Consider the following 16,992-nt stretch of genomic DNA (forward strand, 5'->3'; position numbering starts at 1 on the left):
GAAACCCCCGAGGCGCGTGCGCGCCGTCAGGGGTAGGGACCGGGAGCCCGGACTCCACCCTGCAGACCTCGACAGAAGTGAGTCGTTGCATCGCTCCCGGACGGGCATTCCGGCTCGCGGCCACGAGGGCCGCCTACGGTTGCGGGTCAGCGCCGGCTTCGGACCGGCTTCCCCCACCCGGGAACGTCTTCGGTTGTGCCGACCGTGCGCCGAAGCGGACGATCATGTCGAATATAACCTGCCCCCATGTCCCCGCACATGAGGGGAATGTGTCACCGGTTCGTTCGTACGGGCTTTCCTTCAGGCCATTGCCGTTCGTCCACGCAAAGGGTGTCGAAGGCGACCGGGGCGTCGAAGGCGGCCCGACGGGAGGCCCGGCGGAGGGCGGCCAGCACGGCGGGGCCGACGATGACGATGGCGGCCAGGTTGGTCAGGGCACGTCCGGTGTCCCAGCCGAACGTCGAGGTGACCACGGTGAAGACGGCGAAGCGATGCAGGTTCTCCAGGACGGGCGCGCCCGCCACGTAGGAGACCTGGGTGTCGACTCCGGTGGTGTAGGGCCAGAACCACAGGTTCATGATGAAGCCGAAGAAGTAGGCGGAGCAGACGCCGTACACGGCGAGCATGGCGATCTCCCGGCGGCCGCGCACGTTCCGGGGCAGCAGGCCCGCGCCCAGTCCGACCCAGGAAGAGGACAGCATCTGGAACGGCAGCCACGGCCCGACCCCGGCGGTCAGCAGTGCCGAGGCGAACAGGGAGGTGGAGCCGAGCACGAAGCCGAAACCGGGTCCGAACACCCGCCCGGCCAGGACGAGGAGGAAGAACACGGTCTCGATCCCGGCGACTCCGGCCCCCAGCGGGCGCAGCGCGGCGTTGATGGCCGACAGGACTCCGAGCATGGCCAGCGCCTTGGTGTCGATGCCGCCGGAGGTGATCTCCGCGAGGACGATCGCGATGAGCACCGGCACCACCACGATGAAGATCAGTGGTGCGTCGGAGGTGTGCGCGATGCCCGCCGGCTCGGGGGTGATGAGCAGCGGCCAGCAGAACATCGCCAGCCCGGCGGCGGAGGCGAGCGCGAGCGCGACGGCCGTGCGTGGCCTGATCCGGACGGCGTGGGTCATGTCAGGGCCTGTTCCACTTCGGCGACGGTGAGCCAGGGGTCGGGGCTGAGGACCTTGGCGACCTGCGGGGCGAACGCGGGCGAGGAGACCACCACCTCGACTGTGGGGCCGTCGGCGACCACGTCGCCCTCGGCCATGACGACCACCCGGGATGCGGTGCCCGCGACGAACTCCACGTCGTGGGTCGCCAGCACGACGGCGTGGCCCGCCGCGGCCAGCTCGGTGACGATCTCGCTGAGCCGGGCCTTGGCGAGATAGTCCAGGCCCCGGGTGGGTTCGTCGAGCAGCAGCACGGGAGGTGCGGCGGTGAGCTGGATCGCCAGGACGAGCGCGAGCCGTTGCCCCTCGGACAGGTCACGGGGATGTACCGCGTCGTCGATGCCCGGGGCCAGCCGGTCCAGGAGGGCACGGCACGAGCCCGGCCGAGCATCGGACTCGCGGTCGGCCTGGGCGCATTCGGCGGCCACGCTGTTCAGGTACAGCAGGTCCGACGGCGTCTGGGGGACGAGGCCGACCAGCCGCCGGGCCTTGCGCGCCGGCAGCTCGGCGGGGTCCCGGCCCGTCACGTCCACGGTGCCGTGCCGGCGGCGGCCGGAGCCTTGCAGGGCCCACAGCAGGGACGACTTGCCCGATCCGTTACGCCCCATCAGCGCCACGACCTCTCCGACGCGCAGGTCGAGGTCGACCTTGCGGACGGCGATGATCTCGCCGTAGCGGACCACGATCTGCCGGGCCGTCAGCGCCGCCGCGCTCCCGGGCTCCGGACGCGACGGGCGTGGCCGTCCGGCGAGCCGGGCTCGCAGGGCCGGGGCCCGGCGGCGGGCGTCGCGGACCGACAGGGGCAGCGGTTCCCACCCGGCCAGCCGTCCCAGCTCGACCACCGGCGGCGCCAGCACCGGCCCGCCGGCCAGGACGTCGGTGGGCGGGCCGTCCAGCACCCGGCCGTCGCCGGGCAGGTAGAGCATCCGGTCGGCGTACTGCACGACCCGTTCCATCCGGTGCTCGGCCATCAGCACGGTCACTCCGAGGTCGTGAACCAGCCGGGTGACGGCGGCCAGCACGTCTTCGGCGGCCGTCGGGTCCAGGGCGGAGGTGGGCTCGTCCAGCACCAGGACGCGGGGGTGGGCGGTGAGCACCGAGCCGATCGCGACCCGCTGCTGCTGGCCGCCGGACAGGTCCCGCAGCGGGCGGCGGCGCAGTTCGGCGATGCCCAGCAGGTCCAGCGTCTCCTCCACCCGCTTGCGCATCACCGCGGCGGGCACGGCGAGCTGCTCCATGCCGTAGGCGAGTTCCTCCTCCACGGTGTCGGTGACGAATCCGGCCAGCGGGTCCTGGCCCACCACCCCGACGTGTCCGGCGAACTCGCGGGGCCGGTGGGTGCGGGTGTCGCGCCCGGCGACCCGTACCCGGCCGCGCAGCAGCCCGCCGGTGAAGTGCGGCACGAGCCCGTTGACCGCGCCGAGCAGCGTGGACTTGCCCGATCCGGTGGGCCCGGCCACCAGGCACAGCTCCCCTTCCCCGATCCGCAGGTCCACCCCGGACAGCACCGGTTCGGCGGCGTCGGGGTAGATGACGGTGACGGCGTCGAACTCGATCACACGGAGCTCCGGGGCGGGGGCGGGGCCAGCCAGGCCGGCAGTGCTCCGGCCAGGACGGCGAACGCGGACAGCAGGGGAAGTTCGGGCCAGGACAGTGGGCTGAGCGAGGGGTACAGGTCGGCGGCGTCCACTTCGGCGGTGAGGAAGAGCAGCGCGCCGGTGCCCAGCCCGCACAGCGCCACCAGCGTCTCGGCCGGACGCCAGCGATCGGGCCGGTACACGGTACGGCGCACGCCGCGCCCGCCGATGACGAACCCGGCGGTCGCCACCAGCAGCCCTGTGCCGAGCATCGGCAGGCCGAGATAGCGGGGCGTGGTCGCGTCCAGGACCCCGTACACGCCGACGCACACCCCCGACAGGCCGGCCAGGACCAGGGCGCCGGTGAGGAGCCGGATCCGGCGCGGCAGGTCGCCGGTACGGCCGTAGCCGCGGGAGTCCATCGCGGCGGCCAGGGCGAGGGAACGGTCCAGGGAGTCCTCCAGGACGGGGATGACGATGCCGTGCAGCGCCCGCATCCCGCGCTGGGCCCCGCCCCGCAGTTTGCGCGCCCGGCGGACCCGCAGGACGCTCTCGGCGAGCTGGGGGGCGACCGACAACGCCACCGTGACGGCCACCCCCACCTCGTACAGGGCGGACGGCATGGCCTTGAGCATCCGTTTGGGGTTGGCGAGCGCGTTGGCGGCGCCCAGGCAGATCAGCATCGTCGCCAGCCGCAGCCCGTCGTACAGGCCGCCCAGCAGTTGCTCGGCGGCCACCGGCCCGAACAGCCGGATCCCGGCCGCCCAGGCGGGCAGCGGGATCTGCGGCAGGGTGAACAGGATGTGCTCGCCCTCACCGCCGCCGAAGATGATCCGGAACACCACCCGGCCCGTCACCACACAACATCCCAGCAGCAGGTACAGGCGGAACGCCAGCGTCCAGGGGGCCTGGCTGCGCCGGTTCACCACGACCAGGCCCGCCGCCGCGGCGATCAGCAGCAACAGCAGCGGGTTGGTCGTGCGGCTGGCGGCGGTGGCCAGCCCGAGCGCCCACAGCCACCAGGCGCCGGGGTGCAGGTTGCGCGGCAGCCGTACGGTCACCGGCGGTCACGGCGGGCCCGTACCACGGTCGCGTAGACGGCGGCGATGAGCAGGGACAGCAGGAACCCGATGCCCAGGGCGGTGGAGACGGGCATCGGCTCCGAGGCGGCCGACGGCACGGCCGGGGGCAGTTCCGCGCCGCCGGTCCAGCCCGGAGCCTGCGTCGGGGTGTCGGTCGGGCCTGGAGTCGGCTCGGCGCTGTCGGAGACGGTGGGCGTCGAGCTGGCAGATGCGGACGGGGATGCGGACGGGGGCGGGGACGCGGATGTGCTCGGCGATGGTCTCCCCGAGGACCGCGGGGCCGGGGAGTCCGGGTCCTTCGGGCGTTCTGGGCGGACGGGGGCGATCCGCGGCTGCGGGTTGGTGGCGGCGGTGCGGTTCTTGGAAAACGACCAGCCCTCGAAGCTGCCGGGCGGTGGTCTGCGGTTCTTCACGCCCCAGTCGCTGTAGTGCCAGGTGCCGCCGTTGGGCGCGTGCCAGTACGACCAGTACGCGCTGGCGGGCGGGGTGTCGATGCACGGCTCGCTGGACGGGCCGGGCTTGCCCTCGATCCGGCAGATGAACCCCAGCCCCCACCGTGCGGTGCCGGTGACCGAGATTCCGGCGTTCTGCAACGCCGCCAGCCCGGTGTCCTGCGGGCCGGGGGCGCAGCGGACGATCGACGGTCCGCCCAGCTCCTGGAAGTCGATGACGACCGTGACACCGCCTGCGTCCGGGCAGAAGCCGGGCGTGCCCCGGCGCGGGTCGGCCTGCGCCGGGGGCGTGTGCAGCACCGCGATCGCGGCGGCCAGCACCACCGCGATCGCTCGTCCCGATCTCATCTGCCGATGTCGGCCAGGGAGACCCTGGCCAGCACGAGCAGAGCCTGCGGGGTGGCCCGCCGCCACTGGTCCCGGGTGACCTGGGTGATGCCGTCCTCGGCCGCCGTGCGCAGGGCGGCCCGGTTGTAGGCGATGGCGCCGACGTCCGGCCTGGCCTTGCCCGCGTTGGCCGGGGTGAGCTGGTGGGTGCGGACCCAGTGGCCCGCCCGGTTGGCGGCTTGGCGCAGTTCGCCGGCGGTCTTGGGCGTCACCAGCTTCGTGGCGGCGACCGCCCGTAGCGCCTGCCCGGCCAGGCCGGTGCTGTTGGTGTTGGAGGCCGCGGTCGGCCCCGAGCCGCCGAAGGAGCCGTCCTTGCGCTGGATGCGCTTGAGCCACAGCGCGCCCTTGCGGGCCGCGTCACCGGCGGGCTTGTCGCCCGCCTTGTAGGCGGCCAGCAGCGCCTGCACGGCGATGCCGGTGCTGTCGGGGTCCAGCACCGGCTTGGTGGCCTTGTCGCAGGTCGGCGCGGGCGTGCCGAACTGGTTCGGCGACAGCCGGAAGCCACCGGCCTTGCACTGCTGCCGGATCAGGAACGTCACCGCCTCCCTCGGCACTCCGCCGGAACGCGCCAGGCCGAGCACGTTGAAGGACTGGCCGAAGGTGTTGCTGTTGTCGGTGGTGCCCCGGTCCTTGAACCGGCCCTTGTCCGGGCCCGATTTCACCATCAGGCCCAGCGACTCGGCCCGCAGGTTGTACTTGCCGAACTTGCGCGGGTTCGACTTGGTCGCGACGGCGACGTACAGCAGCTTGCCGGTCGGACCGGCCAGCCGCACGCCCTGCTGGCCCCAGTCGTCGAAGCTGTTGTAGGAGCGGACGTGCCCGGCCACGTACGCGGTCGACTTCTTGACCACGGCGGGCTTCACACCCGTCGCACGCAAAGCGATGAGCGTGTCCAGGGTGAGGCCCCAGTCGACGACCTGGTACTGGGGGTTGTAGACGACGCCGTTGGCGTTGAGCTGGCGGGACTGCCACTGCGCCGCCTTGACCGCCGACTGCTTCAACAGGTCCGGCGCGGCCTGCGCGGGCAGCGCGGCCCCGCCGACCACGACGGCTCCGGCGGTGAGGGGGACGAGCACCCGCCTGACGGTGACGTGCATGAATGAGGCCCTTTCGCTCGGGTCGCGAGAGGCACCCCGGAGCGGCCAGAAACGACGAACCGCCTGCTGCGCGCCGGACGACGCGGGCAGGCGGGGCACGGACCTGGCGATCCGGACTCCACCTGTAGACCACGACAGTTGAGAGTCGTACGCGCCCCGGCCGGGCATTCCGGCTCACGGCCACAAGGGCCGCCTACGGTTGCGGGTCAGCGCCGGCTTTGGACCGGCTTCCCCCGACCGGGACGCTGAAGTTGTCCCCGGGATGCTAACCCAGACCGGGCATCCCGCCCATAGGACAGGTGCACCCGTTCACCGCCCGGACGGGAACACCGACGTCACAACGGCCGGAATGCCGGAAGCGGCCACCTGAGCGGTCCGTCCCAGGACGCTCAACGGCGCACGGCCGGCGAGCCGGCGATCGGTGTCTGCGAACAACCCCCGTCGCCATGGGCGGGCCGATCCGGGGTGTCTATACTCCGGAGCGCGGATGGTTCACCCGCCTCCTGCGCGGGGGTGGGTGTCGTAAGAGGGAACCCGGTGGGAATCCGGGACTGCCCCGCAGCGGTGAACGGGAACGACCGCCGTCACATGGCACTGGGCCTCGGGCCTGGGAAGCGACGGCCAGTAGGGCGCGCCTGCCTCCAGCAGGTGCGGTGCCCGTGAGTCCGAAGACCTGCCTCCGCCCGCGCGCCGTCCGGCGCGCGGTGGTCCGTGGCCTCGCGGGAGGGCCTGGGACGCGGCGGCCCGTCGTGCTCTGACTCCCGTGCGGCCACGGTGATGGCACGCGAGGGAGAGTCGCCATGAACACGACCGTGCTCGGTTATCCGCGGATCGGCGGGCGTCGGGAGCTGAAGAAGGCCACCGAGGCGTACTGGGCGGGCCGCCTCGATGCCGCCGGACTGGAAAGGGCCGCCGAGGGGCTGCGCCGTCAGACCTGGGACACGCTGGCGGAGGCCGGGGTCGGGCTGATCCCGTCGAACACCTTCTCGCTGTACGACCAGATGCTCGACATGAGCGTGCTGGTGGACGCGGTGCCCGGCCGGTTCCGGCATCTGGAGGGGCTGGACGCCTACTTCGCGATGGCCCGCGGCGCCGAGGGAGTGGCGCCGCTGGAGATGACCAAGTGGTTCGACACCAACTACCACTACATCGTCCCCGAAATCGGCCCGGACACCGGTTTCCGCGTTCCCGCGCCGACCGACGCCAAGCCGATCGCCGAGTACCGGGAGGCCGCCGGGCTGGGAATCGAGACTCGGCCCGTGCTCGTCGGCCCGCTCAGCTACCTGCTGCTGTCCAAGCCCGCTCCGGGCTCTCCCACGGGGTTCCGGCCGCTGGACCTGCTGGATCCGCTGGTGGAGGTGTACGCCGAACTGCTGGAGCGGCTGGCCGGAGCAGGAACGCAATGGGTACAGCTGGATGAGCCCGTGCTGGCGGCCGACCGTTCCAACGCGGAACTGGCGGCGCTGCGCCGCGCCTACGACCGGCTGGGCAGCCTGCCGTCCCGGCCGCGGCTGCTGGTGGCGACCTACTTCGGGGAGATCAGGGACGCGCTGCCGGTGCTCGCGGCCACCAAGGTGGAGGCGATCGGGCTGGACTTCGTGGCCGGGCCGGGCAACCGCCAGGCCCTGGGCGCCATCGGCGGGCTCGGCCCCGCCAAGACCCTGGTGGCCGGGGTCGTGGACGGCCGCAACGTGTGGCGCACCGACCTGAACGCCGCCATGGGGACGTGCGCGTCCCTGCTGGGCCTGTCCGGTGAGCTCGTGGTGGGCACCTCCTGCTCCCTGCTGCACGTCCCCCTCGACGTCGAGGAGGAGACCGGCCTGGACCCCCGGCTGGCCGGGCGGCTGGCGTTCGCCCGCCAGAAGGTGGACGAGGTCGTCCTGGTCGGCCGGGCACTGCGCGAAGGCAGGGAGGCCGTCGCCGACCGCATCCCCGCAGCCGGTGTGGCCGAGGAGTTCGTCAACGCCCGGGTACGGGCCAGGCTGGATGCCCTCGGCGACGGCGCGCCCCGCCGGGACTACGCCGAACGTCGTGCCGCACAACTCGACCTGCCGCTGCTGCCGACCACTACCATCGGCTCGTTCCCCCAGACTGACGAGGTGCGCCGCGCCCGCGCCGACCACCGCGCCGGACGCATCGACGCCGCCGCCTACCAAGCCGCGATGCGGGCCGAGATCGACCGGGTCATCGCCCTGCAGGAGGACATCGGCCTGGACGTCCTCGTGCACGGCGAGCCCGAACGCAACGACATGGTGCAGTACTTCGCCGAACGCCTGGACGGCTACGCCCACACCGTCCACGGGTGGGTGCAGTCCTACGGCACCCGCTACGTGCGCCCGCCGATCCTGTTCGGCGACGTGGCACGGCCGGAACCGATGACCGTGGCGTGGACGACCTACGCCCAGTCGCAGACGACCAAGCCGGTCAAGGGCATGCTCACCGGGCCGGTCACCATGCTCGCCTGGTCGTTCGTGCGCACCGACCAGCCGCTGGCCGACACCGCCCGCCAGGTCGCCCTGGCCTTGCGGGACGAGGTCCACGACCTGGAGCAGGCCGGGATCCGCGTCATCCAGGTGGACGAACCCGCGCTGCGTGAGCTGCTGCCGCTGCGCCGGGCCGACCACGCCGCCTACCTGGACTGGGCCGTCGGCGCCTTCCGCCTGGCCACCTGCGGCGCCGCCGCCTCCACCCAGATCCACACCCACATGTGCTACTCCGAATTCGGCGACGTCATCGACGCCATCGGCGCCCTGGACGCCGACGTCACCAGCGTCGAGGCCGCCCGCTCCCGCATGGAACTGCTCACCGACCTGGACGACGCCGGCTACCGCCAGTCGATCGGGCCCGGTGTCTACGACATCCACTCACCCCGCGTCCCCGATGCCGAGGAGATGGAACAGGCCCTCCGCCACGCCCTGGACGCGGTGGACGCCGACCGGCTGTGGGTCAACCCCGACTGCGGCCTGAAGACCCGCGGCTACGCCGAGGTCGAACCCGCGCTGCGCAACATGGTCACCGCCGCCCGGCGCGTCCGCGCCACACTGTGACCTTCCCTGCCGGGGTGGCCCTGTGCCGCCCCGGCGAGCCCTGGGCTCGGGCGGCGGAGGTGCGGATGGTCACGCCCATCGGCCCTCATCTCGGCTATCTCGCAGATGCCATGGCATGTCAGTATGTCGGGGTAGGCGACGGCGGAACGAGGAAGCCGGTGGAAATCCGGCGCGGTCCCGCCACTGTGATCGGTGAGCGACTCCCGACATGGCCACTGCCCGCGCTGCGGGTGGGAAGGCCGGGAGGAGCCTCGACCCGAGAGCCAGGAGACTCACGCGGTCGCCTCCTCGATGAGGCTGGGGCGGATTTCCCCAGAGAGGAGGATGCGTCGGCATGCCCGAGGTCAAGGGCGGCCCGGTGCCGTGCCGGGTCACGGTGTGCCGGGACTGCTGCTGCGGCAGCGCCAAGGTGACCGGCATCGACCATGACGAGCAGGTCGCGTTCCTGTGCGGGCAGGTCCCGGTGCGCGTGTCGGAGTGCTTGGACGTGTGCGAGCAGGCCAACGTGATCGTCGTGCAGCCGTCGGCCGCCGGCCGTGCGGCCGGAGCCCGGCCGGTCTGGTTCGGGCTGGTCAACGATGCCGCGGGCACCGAGGACATCGCGGCCCGGGTGCGCGCCGGGGGCCCCGGCGTCGCCCCGCTGCCCGACGTCCTGGACCTGTACGCCTTCACCCCGCCGCGGCGCGCCGCGTCCAGTCCGCCCCGCAGTCGATGACCATCAACGCCTGCGGGCCATGAGGCTGCGCGGGAGAAAGCCCGCGAGCCGTCGTGCTTGGGGCACGGCTCTGAACGCCCCCTGAAAGGACTCACTTCATGATGGGCAGACGCCCACTGTCCCTGCTGCTGGCCCTTGCCTCGGTCCTGTTCGTCGCCGCCTGCGGTGGCTCCTCAGGCGGGGCCGGGGCCGGGGCGCCCGCCGCCGAGGGCTTTCCCGTGACGGTGACGAACTGCGGGGTGAGGACCACTTACCAGCGTCCGCCGCAGCGTGCGGTGACGCTTAACCAGCACGCGACCGAGATCGTGCTGGCGCTCGGGCTGGAGAGGTCGATGGTCGGCACCGGCTACCTCGACGATGAGGTCCTGCCGGAGTTGCGGGCCGCCTATGACCAGGTCAAGGTGCTGTCCAAGGAGTACCCCTCGTATGAGGCCCTGCTATCGGCCGAGCCCGACTTCGTGTACGGCGGGTGGTCGAGCGCGTTCGCCGAGAAGGAGGGCCGCAGCCGGGCGGCCCTGAGGAAGGCCGGGATCGCCACCCATCTGAACATCGAGGAGTGCCCGTCCGGGCCGGTGACCATGGCCACGGTGGAGGAGGAGATCCGGACGATCGCCAAGATCTTCGGTGTGCCGGAACGGGCCGAGCGGCGGATCGCGTCCCTGCGCACCGTCCTGGACGGGGTCGAGGGCGCGCTGGCCGGTGTTGCGCCGGTCAAGGCCGCCGTCTACGACAGCGGCGACAAGACCGTCTTCACCGCGGGCGGCGCGGGCATCGGCAACGAGATGATCCGGCTGGCCGGCGGGACCAATCTGTTCTCCGACGTGCAGAAGGCCTATGGGGACGTGTCGTTCGAGCAACTGGCCGAGCGGGCGCCCGAGGTGATCGTCATCTATGACTACGGCGAGCGGTCGGCCGAGGACAAGAAGCGGTTCCTGCTGGCCAATCCGGCGCTGAAGGACGTGCCCGCGATCAGGAACGAGCGGTTCGCGGTGCTGCCGCTGTCGTCCACCGTGACCGGGATTCGGGTGGCGGGCGCGGTGGAGTCGCTGGCCCGGCAGCTGCACCCGGACCGTTTCGCGTGACCGACATCGCCGAACCGCGCACCTCCGGCGGCGTGGCGATCACCGCGCCACGCCGCCCGCGGCTGCCGTACCCGTTGGTCCTGCCGGTGCTGGCCGCCCTGGTGGCGGTGGCGGCGACGGCCGGGATCGCGGCCGGGTCGGTGGGCGTCCCGGCCGGCGAGGTGTGGGGCATCCTGGCGCACCGGCTGCATCCGGCGCTGGCCGACCCGACCTGGACGCCGGTCCGCGAGACCATCGTGATCGACGTCCGGCTGCCCCGCGTGCTGCTGTGCGGTGTGGTCGGGGCGGGGCTGTCGGTGTGCGGGATGGCGCTGCAGGCGCTGGTGCGCAACCCGCTGGCCGACCCGATGCTGCTGGGGGTCTCCTCGGGCGCGACGGTCGGCGCCGTCGTGGTCGTGGTGTTCGGCCTGACGCTTTTCGGCCCGTTCTCCCTGCCGCTGGCCGCGTTCTGCGGCGCGCTCGCCGCCCTGGTGGCGGTCTACCTGCTGGCCCACTCCGGCGGGCGGATGACCACGGTGCGGCTCGTGCTGGCCGGGGTGGCGACCGCCGAGGTGCTGTCGGCGGTCGCCAGCTATCTGGTCGTCACCTCTGACGACCCTCATGCGGCCGAGTCCGCGTTGCGCTGGATGCTCGGCGGGCTGGGCGGCACCACCTGGGACCTGCTGCCGATCCCCGCCGCCGCCGTGCTCGCCGGCACGGCCGTGCTGCTGGGCGTGTCCCGTCCGCTGAACCTGCTGCTGGCGGGGGAGGAGGCCGCCGCCGCCCTCGGGCTGACCGTGCACCGTTTCCGGGCGGCGATGTTCGTCCTGGTCGCGTTGATGATCGGGACGATGGTCGCGGTCAGCGGCTCGATCGGCTTCGTGGGGCTGATCATGCCGCACATCGTGCGGCTGCTGGTCGGCGCCGACCACCGCCGGGCGCTGCCCGCCGCCGCGCTGCTCGGCGCGGCGTTCCTGATCGTCGCCGACCTGGCCGCCCGTACCCTCATCAGCCCGGAGGAGATCCCCGTCGGCATCATCACCGCCCTGGTCGGCGGCCCGTTCTTCCTGTGGCTCATGCGACGCCGGGCGGCCTCATGACCCCCGCCGACAAGCCCGGTGCGCTGCAGTTCGAGGACGTGTCGGTCGTCGCCGGCGGCCGGACCCTGGTGGAGCGGGTGTCCCTGACGGTGGCGCCGGGCGAGGTGGTGGCCCTGGCCGGGCCCAACGGCGCGGGCAAGTCCACGCTGCTGCGCACCTGCTACCGGGCGCTGCGTCCCACCTCGGGACGGGTGCGGCTGGATGGCGAGGACGTGTGGCGGACGCCCGGCAGGCGTCTGGCACGAAGGCTGGCCGCCGTCCCGCAGGAGAGCACCGGCGACTTCGAGCTCAGCGCCTACGACGTGGTCGCGATGGGGCGCACCCCCCACAAACGCCCCTTCGCGGGGGACGACTCCGACGACCGCGACATCATCATGCAGTCGCTGGACCGGCTGGACATCGCCGGCCTGGCCCACGCCCCCTTCGACCGGCTGTCGGGCGGCGAGAAACAACGAGTGCTGATCGCCCGCGCGCTCGCCCAGCGCACCGGCACGATGGTGCTGGACGAACCCACCAACCACCTGGACCTGCGGCACCAGCTCGACGCCCTCCACCTGGTGCGCGGGCTCGGCGTCACCGCCCTCATCGCCCTGCACGACCTCAACCTCGCCGCGGCGTTCTGCGACCGCATCTGCGTCCTGGACGGCGGCCGTACGGTGGCCGTCGGTCCACCGGCCCAGGTGCTGACCGCCGAACTGCTGGCCGAGGTCTACCGCGTCGACGCCGAGGTCACCGAGCATCCCCGCACCGGCATCCCCCAGATCACCGTGCTCCCGGGACGGGACGGACCGGAAAGGAGCATGCCCACGAACTGAACGGCTCGGCGGTGCGCCATGTGCCGAGCTTCCCCGAAAACACGGCAATGCGGTGCCGCATTGCCCACCGCGCCCCGGACGCCGCTCACCCGAAGATCACCCCAACGGCCGGGGACCGGAGTCTCCCGACGCGACCGCACTACGAAATGCCTGCGCCGAATCCGTCGCCGCCGCCCTCACCGACACCGCCGACATCGGTGGGTTCTTCACGATCACCGTGGGCGGCCCGGACCGGGGCCGGCACCCGGTCGCCGCCGACTACGCCCGCGGCGTCCCGGACCTGATCACGGCGAACACCGAACGGTACGGCACCCCGGAAGCGCGGATCGGCGCGTCGATCATGCAGCTAGGCCACGCCGCGCGGCTGTGGTCACCGGTACTGGCCTGCACCATTGTGCACGGCCTCGTTCCGGACCTGACCGACCTGCACCGTGCCGAAGACGGCCTGGCACTACGGCTGCCCGCCCCCGGCGGCCGATGCCGATGTCGGCGAGATGCCCGGCCGGCCTGGTGGCGGCCGGAAGGTGCCGATCCGTGAGCTGATCGATGACCGGGTGCTGGACCTGCCGGCCGAGCAGTCCCGGGATGAGGCCGGGTAGCAGGGGATGTGGCCGGTGACTCAGATTCTGTGCCATACCCCTGCAGCGGCGGGCCCTTTTACGATGCCTGGTCGAGCGGCCTGGGGCCGGCGGCTGCCGGCCCCTTCCCGGTCGCCGGGGAGGGGCGGGTGTTCAGGCTAGGAGGGTTTCGCCGATCCAGCCGCCTGTGGTGCAGCCGGGTGGGAGGGCGAAGACGGCGGAGCCGATGGGGGTGGTCCAGGCGTTGAGCAGGTCGGTGGCGGCCAGGCGTTGCTGGACGGGGATGAACTGGCGGGTGATGTCGGCCTGGTAGGAGATGAACAGCAGGCCGGTGTCGGTGACGCCGTCGGCGCTGACGGTTTCGTCGTAGTTGTAGCTGCGGCGGAGCATCCGCTGAGCGGGGTCGGCGGTGTGGGCCAGGCGGATGTGGGCGGCGTCGTCGATGACCGGGAAGCCGACGTGGTCTTTGGCGTGCAGGTCGGGTTCGTCGTGCTCGTTGTGGCCGGTGAGGGGTGCGCCGGTGGCCAGGCGCCGGCCGATGGAGAACTCCTTGGCCGCTTCATCGGCTCTGTCCCATTTCTCTAGGTCCATGTGGATACGGCGGAGCACCATGAGGGTGCCGCCGTGCAGCCAGGCGGGCCCGTCGCTGATCCAGACGGCCTTGCCGAGGTCGGTGGGCTGGACGGTGCCGTCGAGCTGGCCCATGAGGTTGCGCTGGGTGTGTCCGGCGGGCTGGGATGTGGGTGGGCGGCGGAAGCCGCGTTGGGTCCAGCGGACGGTGGCGAACGCGCGGGCGTCCTTGGTGATCAGGCGCAGCGCGTGGGCGAGGGTGACGGGGTCGTCGGCGCAGATTTGGACCAGCAGGTCGCCGTCGCTCCAGCGGTCTTGGAGCTTGTCGATGGAGAACTTGGGCAGGTCGATGGCCGGACGCTGGTGCTTGAGGCCGGCGGCGGTGAACAGGCCGGGCCCGAACCCGAAGGTGACGGTGAGGCGGGCGGGGATGTCGGCGAGTTCGGGCTGGGCGTCGGCCAGGCCGGCTTGCCCTTCGGTGAGGCGGCGGGCGTCGTCGGTGAGGATGCGCATGAGGCGGCCGAGGGCTTCGCGGTCGGTGCCGGGCCGCAGGTCCAGGCCGAGGAGGGCGGCGTGGGTCTGCGGGCTGGTGGCGATACCGGCCTGGTGGGGGCCGTGGAACGGCTCGGTGGCCGGGGCTGCGGTGGATGGCGCGGGGCTGGTGGGCTGGTCGTCGGGGCGGGGGGCGGCGAGGTAGCCGCTGGTGGCGGCGAGCGTGGAGCCCGCCGCCACCGCGCCTCCGAGGATCAGGCCGCGCCGGGTGAGGTCGCGGCGCATGGTCAGTGCCCCGGCGCGTAGGTCTCGTTGCCGCCGTTGAAGTCCTTGGCCAGCGCGGAGAACCGGATCGTGGACCGGTCGGCGAGGGTGAGGGTGAAGGCGACCTGCCGGCCGGGTTCGATCGGTCCGGTGACGTCCATGAGCATGATGTGATAGCCGCCGGGCTTGAGTTCGAGCTTTCCGCCGGCGGGGACGGTGAAGCCGCCCTGCTTGGGCCGCATCTTCATCTCGCCGCCGGAGCCGGCGACCTCGTGCAGCTCGACCTTGGGCGAGGCCGGGGTCGCGGCCGACACGATGGTCACCTCGGCGCCGGTGGTGTTGGTGATGGTGCCGAACGCGGCGGTCATCCCCTTGTCGACGGTCTTCACCCACGGGTTGGTGATGGTCAGGGCCTCCTTGGGCGCCGAGGCCGAGGCCGAGGCCGCAGGCGTGACGGTGGCCGCCGCCCCGGTCGTGTCATCTCCGCTGCCGCAGGCCGCCAGCGGCAGCGCGAGCAGGGGCAGGGCGGGAACGATGATGCGGATGTTCAACACACGTCGCCTTTCAACGGAATATGAGTGAAACGCTCGTGGCCCTGGGGTCGCTGCGGCCGTGGCCGCGCCTCGGGGAACGGGACCGGGTCAGGGCGACACGGTGCCCGTGCGGGTCCTGCGCCGGATGAGGGCGCCGATCACGGCGTCCACAACGAGGAAGCCCAGGAGGGTGTAGCCGAACAGCGGGACCAGCCAGGCGGCACCGAGCGCGAGCGCGCCGAGCGGGACCAGCAGCCAGGGCGGGGCGCTGCGCCAGGCGCCGCGCGGGATCGGGCGGCCGAAGCCGTGCCGGCCGCGCCGCCACCACATCAGGTAACCCAGCACGATCAGCGTGATGAGACCGGCCGCCAGCGCGGCCAGCAGCAACTGGTTGACCGGACCGAACAGCGATCCCATGTGCGCGGAGATGCCGATCGCGGTCAGCTTGGCCAGGAACGGGTAATCGGCGAACGCCAGCGTGTCGATCACCTGCGCGGAGGAGGGATCGATCGCCTTGGAGTCCTGGCGCAGCGGCCAGGACCGGTCGACCTGCTGCACCACGAACGCCTCGTCGGCCGCCTTGGGATAGGTGACCTCGACCGGGCCGGCCAGGCCCGCCGCCGCCAGGATCCGGTCGACGTCGGCCTGGGACGGGGAAGCGTCGTGGCCGTGGTCGTGTCCCGTGCCGCCCGAACCGTGGTGGCCGGCGGCTGCGGTTCCCGACAGGGTCGGGGTGACGCCGTTCAGCTTCTCCTGCAGGACGTTCACCCGTGCCCCGGCGTACTGCGACCAGGTCAGGCCGGTGGCCGACAGGAACAGCAGCCCGGCCGCCGCCCACAGGCCGACCGTGCCGTGCAGCGACAGCGTCCGGCGCCGCCCCCGAGCCTTCAGGTCGGGAAAGGCCAGCTCACGGCGCCGCGTGCGGCGCCGTGAAATCCACAGCACCAGGCCGCCGAGGACGACCACCCACAGCCAGGACGCGGCCATCTCGCTGTAGAGCCGCCCCGGATCGCCCAGGTGCAGATGGCGGTGGGTCTGGGACAGCCACGCCCGCACCGGCAGCGCCTCGGAACCGCCGTAGACGGTCAGCTCGCCCCTGACCGTCCCGCGGTACGGGTCGACGTAGACGGCGAGCTTCTCGGAGGTGCCCAGCCCGGCGACGTCCATCAGCACCCGGGTGGTCTGGCCGGTCTCCACCGACGGTCGGACGCCCAGCACGGTCCCGTCGGGCCGGGCCACCTTGGCGATCTGCACCTGCCGTTCGACCGGCAGCCGCTCGCCGGCGGCAGGCACCCGCAGCTGGTCGGCGTAGATGATCTTTTCGGCCTGCCAGGAGCACGCGTACAGAAAGCCGGTGGTGGCGGCCACCAGCAGGAAGGGCGCGATCAGCATGCCGGCGTAGAAGTGCAGGCGCAACGCCAGCGCCGCAAGCCCGCTTCTGACGGACCGGGGCGCCTGCGTGGGCTCGGGTGGGGCGGGGACGGAGGTTTGCAGTGACAACGTCGGCTCCTCAACGAAACTTTCAGTGGGCCTTGGCGGGAGAGCACAGAAGGCTCGGACCGGATCGGGGCGCGGCCAGGGGCGGCGCGGGGTGCTCGGTGAGACCGGCGCCGGTTCGGCCCGAGAGCATCGTTCGGGGCCGGACCGGCGCCGGAGTCTGTGGTCAGTGCGCGGCCAGGCTCTGCAGGCAGGCGTCGTACGTGCCGGAACGGGCCTGGCCGATGAGGTCCTGGGACTTCTCGGCGCTCATCTGGATCCGCTGGCCGAAGCCGGCGGCGCAGCCCGAGGACGGCGCGCAGCAGCGCGCTGTCGCCCGACCCGCCGGCCCCGGTGACGGCCACCCGCTCGCCCGGCTCCACCCGCAGGCCGACGCCGTCGAGGGCGGGACACCGGCCATACCGGCAGCGCACCGCGCGCAGCCGCAGGGCCAGGCCGCCCGGCAGCCCCCGCTCACGTGCGAGGAACGGCGGATCCGAGCAAGGAACGGTACGTGCCGCGCGCGGCACGTCGAGAAGGGCTGATCACCGATATCTCCTGGACGAGGTGTGAAGGGTGTCCG

15 protein-coding genes and 4 riboswitches are annotated in these 16,992 nt (G+C 72.5%); of the genes, 7 read left to right on the forward strand and 8 right to left on the reverse strand.

The annotated features are described in order from the left end of the window. Nucleotides 1-82 precede the first annotated feature (82 nt). Nucleotides 83-196: riboswitch (cobalamin riboswitch) on the reverse strand. A 76-nt stretch (nt 197-272) separates the two neighbouring features. Genes C4U03_RS23670 through C4U03_RS23690 form a run of 5 tightly spaced genes read right to left on the reverse strand, consistent with a single transcriptional unit; the run spans nt 273 to nt 5,758 of the window. Further along, nucleotides 273-1,124, reverse strand: coding sequence for an ECF transporter S component (locus C4U03_RS23670; protein ID WP_103940156.1), 852 nt, complete (start codon nt 1,122-1,124; stop codon nt 273-275). Continuing rightward, on the reverse strand, nt 1,121-2,722 hold the full coding sequence (locus C4U03_RS23675) for an ABC transporter ATP-binding protein (RefSeq protein WP_103940158.1): 1,602 nt from the start codon (nt 2,720-2,722) through the stop codon (nt 1,121-1,123). Before C4U03_RS23675 ends, C4U03_RS23670 begins: the two co-directional genes overlap by 4 nt. Beyond that, nucleotides 2,719-3,801 carry an energy-coupling factor transporter transmembrane component T gene (locus tag C4U03_RS23680; protein WP_103940160.1) on the reverse strand — a complete coding sequence of 361 codons (1,083 nt, stop codon included), beginning with the start codon at nt 3,799-3,801 and terminating at the stop codon, nt 2,719-2,721. The genes C4U03_RS23675 and C4U03_RS23680 overlap by 4 nt, the downstream gene beginning before the upstream one ends. Further along, nucleotides 3,798-4,622 (reverse strand): hypothetical protein, encoded by an 825-nt coding sequence (locus tag C4U03_RS23685; protein ID WP_103940162.1) that lies wholly within the window; start codon nt 4,620-4,622, stop codon nt 3,798-3,800. The genes C4U03_RS23680 and C4U03_RS23685 overlap by 4 nt, the downstream gene beginning before the upstream one ends. After that, nucleotides 4,619-5,758: a prenyltransferase/squalene oxidase repeat-containing protein gene (locus tag C4U03_RS23690; RefSeq protein ID WP_103940164.1), complete on the reverse strand. Its 1,140-nt coding sequence runs from the start codon at nt 5,756-5,758 to the stop codon at nt 4,619-4,621. The genes C4U03_RS23685 and C4U03_RS23690 overlap by 4 nt, the downstream gene beginning before the upstream one ends. A gap of 141 nt (nt 5,759-5,899) precedes the next feature. After that, nucleotides 5,900-6,015: riboswitch (cobalamin riboswitch) on the reverse strand. Between the two features lie 213 nt (nt 6,016-6,228). Next, nucleotides 6,229-6,453: riboswitch (cobalamin riboswitch) on the forward strand. Nucleotides 6,454-6,558: 105 nt separating this feature from the next. Here C4U03_RS23690 and metE point away from each other — a divergent pair. The 6 genes from metE (at nt 6,559) to C4U03_RS23720 (ending at nt 13,034) form a co-directional block, all read left to right on the forward strand. Further along, nucleotides 6,559-8,805 carry a 5-methyltetrahydropteroyltriglutamate--homocysteine S-methyltransferase gene (gene metE / locus C4U03_RS23695; protein ID WP_103940166.1) on the forward strand — a complete coding sequence of 749 codons (2,247 nt, stop codon included), beginning with the start codon at nt 6,559-6,561 and terminating at the stop codon, nt 8,803-8,805. A gap of 104 nt (nt 8,806-8,909) precedes the next feature. Further along, nucleotides 8,910-9,099: riboswitch (cobalamin riboswitch) on the forward strand. 40 nt (nt 9,100-9,139) lie between these two features. After that, the gene (locus C4U03_RS23700; protein ID WP_103940168.1) at nt 9,140-9,520 is read left to right on the forward strand and encodes a hypothetical protein; all 381 of its coding nucleotides are present in this window, start codon (nt 9,140-9,142) and stop codon (nt 9,518-9,520) included. Between the two features lie 98 nt (nt 9,521-9,618). Continuing rightward, a complete protein-coding gene (locus C4U03_RS23705) occupies nt 9,619-10,602 on the forward strand; it encodes an ABC transporter substrate-binding protein (protein ID WP_103940170.1) in 984 nt (327 codons plus the stop codon). Continuing rightward, nucleotides 10,599-11,681: a FecCD family ABC transporter permease gene (locus tag C4U03_RS23710; protein ID WP_235018070.1), complete on the forward strand. Its 1,083-nt coding sequence runs from the start codon at nt 10,599-10,601 to the stop codon at nt 11,679-11,681. The genes C4U03_RS23705 and C4U03_RS23710 overlap by 4 nt, the downstream gene beginning before the upstream one ends. Then, the gene (locus tag C4U03_RS23715) at nt 11,678-12,496 is read left to right on the forward strand and encodes an ABC transporter ATP-binding protein (protein WP_103940172.1); all 819 of its coding nucleotides are present in this window, start codon (nt 11,678-11,680) and stop codon (nt 12,494-12,496) included. Before C4U03_RS23710 ends, C4U03_RS23715 begins: the two co-directional genes overlap by 4 nt. 52 nt (nt 12,497-12,548) lie before the next feature. Then, nucleotides 12,549-13,034 carry a hypothetical protein gene (locus C4U03_RS23720; protein WP_146087495.1) on the forward strand — a complete coding sequence of 162 codons (486 nt, stop codon included), beginning with the start codon at nt 12,549-12,551 and terminating at the stop codon, nt 13,032-13,034. 193 nt (nt 13,035-13,227) lie between these two features. Here C4U03_RS23720 and C4U03_RS23725 read toward each other — a convergent pair whose 3' ends face one another. The 3 genes from C4U03_RS23725 to C4U03_RS23735 form a co-directional block, all read right to left on the reverse strand. Continuing rightward, on the reverse strand, nt 13,228-14,421 hold the full coding sequence (locus C4U03_RS23725; RefSeq protein WP_103940176.1) for a Dyp-type peroxidase: 1,194 nt from the start codon (nt 14,419-14,421) through the stop codon (nt 13,228-13,230). 2 nt (nt 14,422-14,423) lie between these two features. Continuing rightward, on the reverse strand, nt 14,424-14,954 hold the full coding sequence (locus C4U03_RS23730) for a copper chaperone PCu(A)C (RefSeq protein WP_407701446.1): 531 nt from the start codon (nt 14,952-14,954) through the stop codon (nt 14,424-14,426). A gap of 87 nt (nt 14,955-15,041) precedes the next feature. Continuing rightward, the gene (locus tag C4U03_RS23735) at nt 15,042-16,433 is read right to left on the reverse strand and encodes a PepSY-associated TM helix domain-containing protein (protein WP_235018071.1); all 1,392 of its coding nucleotides are present in this window, start codon (nt 16,431-16,433) and stop codon (nt 15,042-15,044) included. A gap of 200 nt (nt 16,434-16,633) precedes the next feature. Between C4U03_RS23735 and C4U03_RS40555 the strand changes: the two genes are divergently transcribed. Then, nucleotides 16,634-16,954: a hypothetical protein gene (locus C4U03_RS40555; protein ID WP_160147073.1), complete on the forward strand. Its 321-nt coding sequence runs from the start codon at nt 16,634-16,636 to the stop codon at nt 16,952-16,954. The last annotated feature ends 38 nt before the right edge of the window (nt 16,955-16,992 follow it).

The organism is Thermomonospora echinospora (genome assembly GCF_900108175.1).
Taxonomy (GTDB): Bacteria; Actinomycetota; Actinomycetes; order Streptosporangiales; family Streptosporangiaceae; genus Thermomonospora; species Thermomonospora echinospora.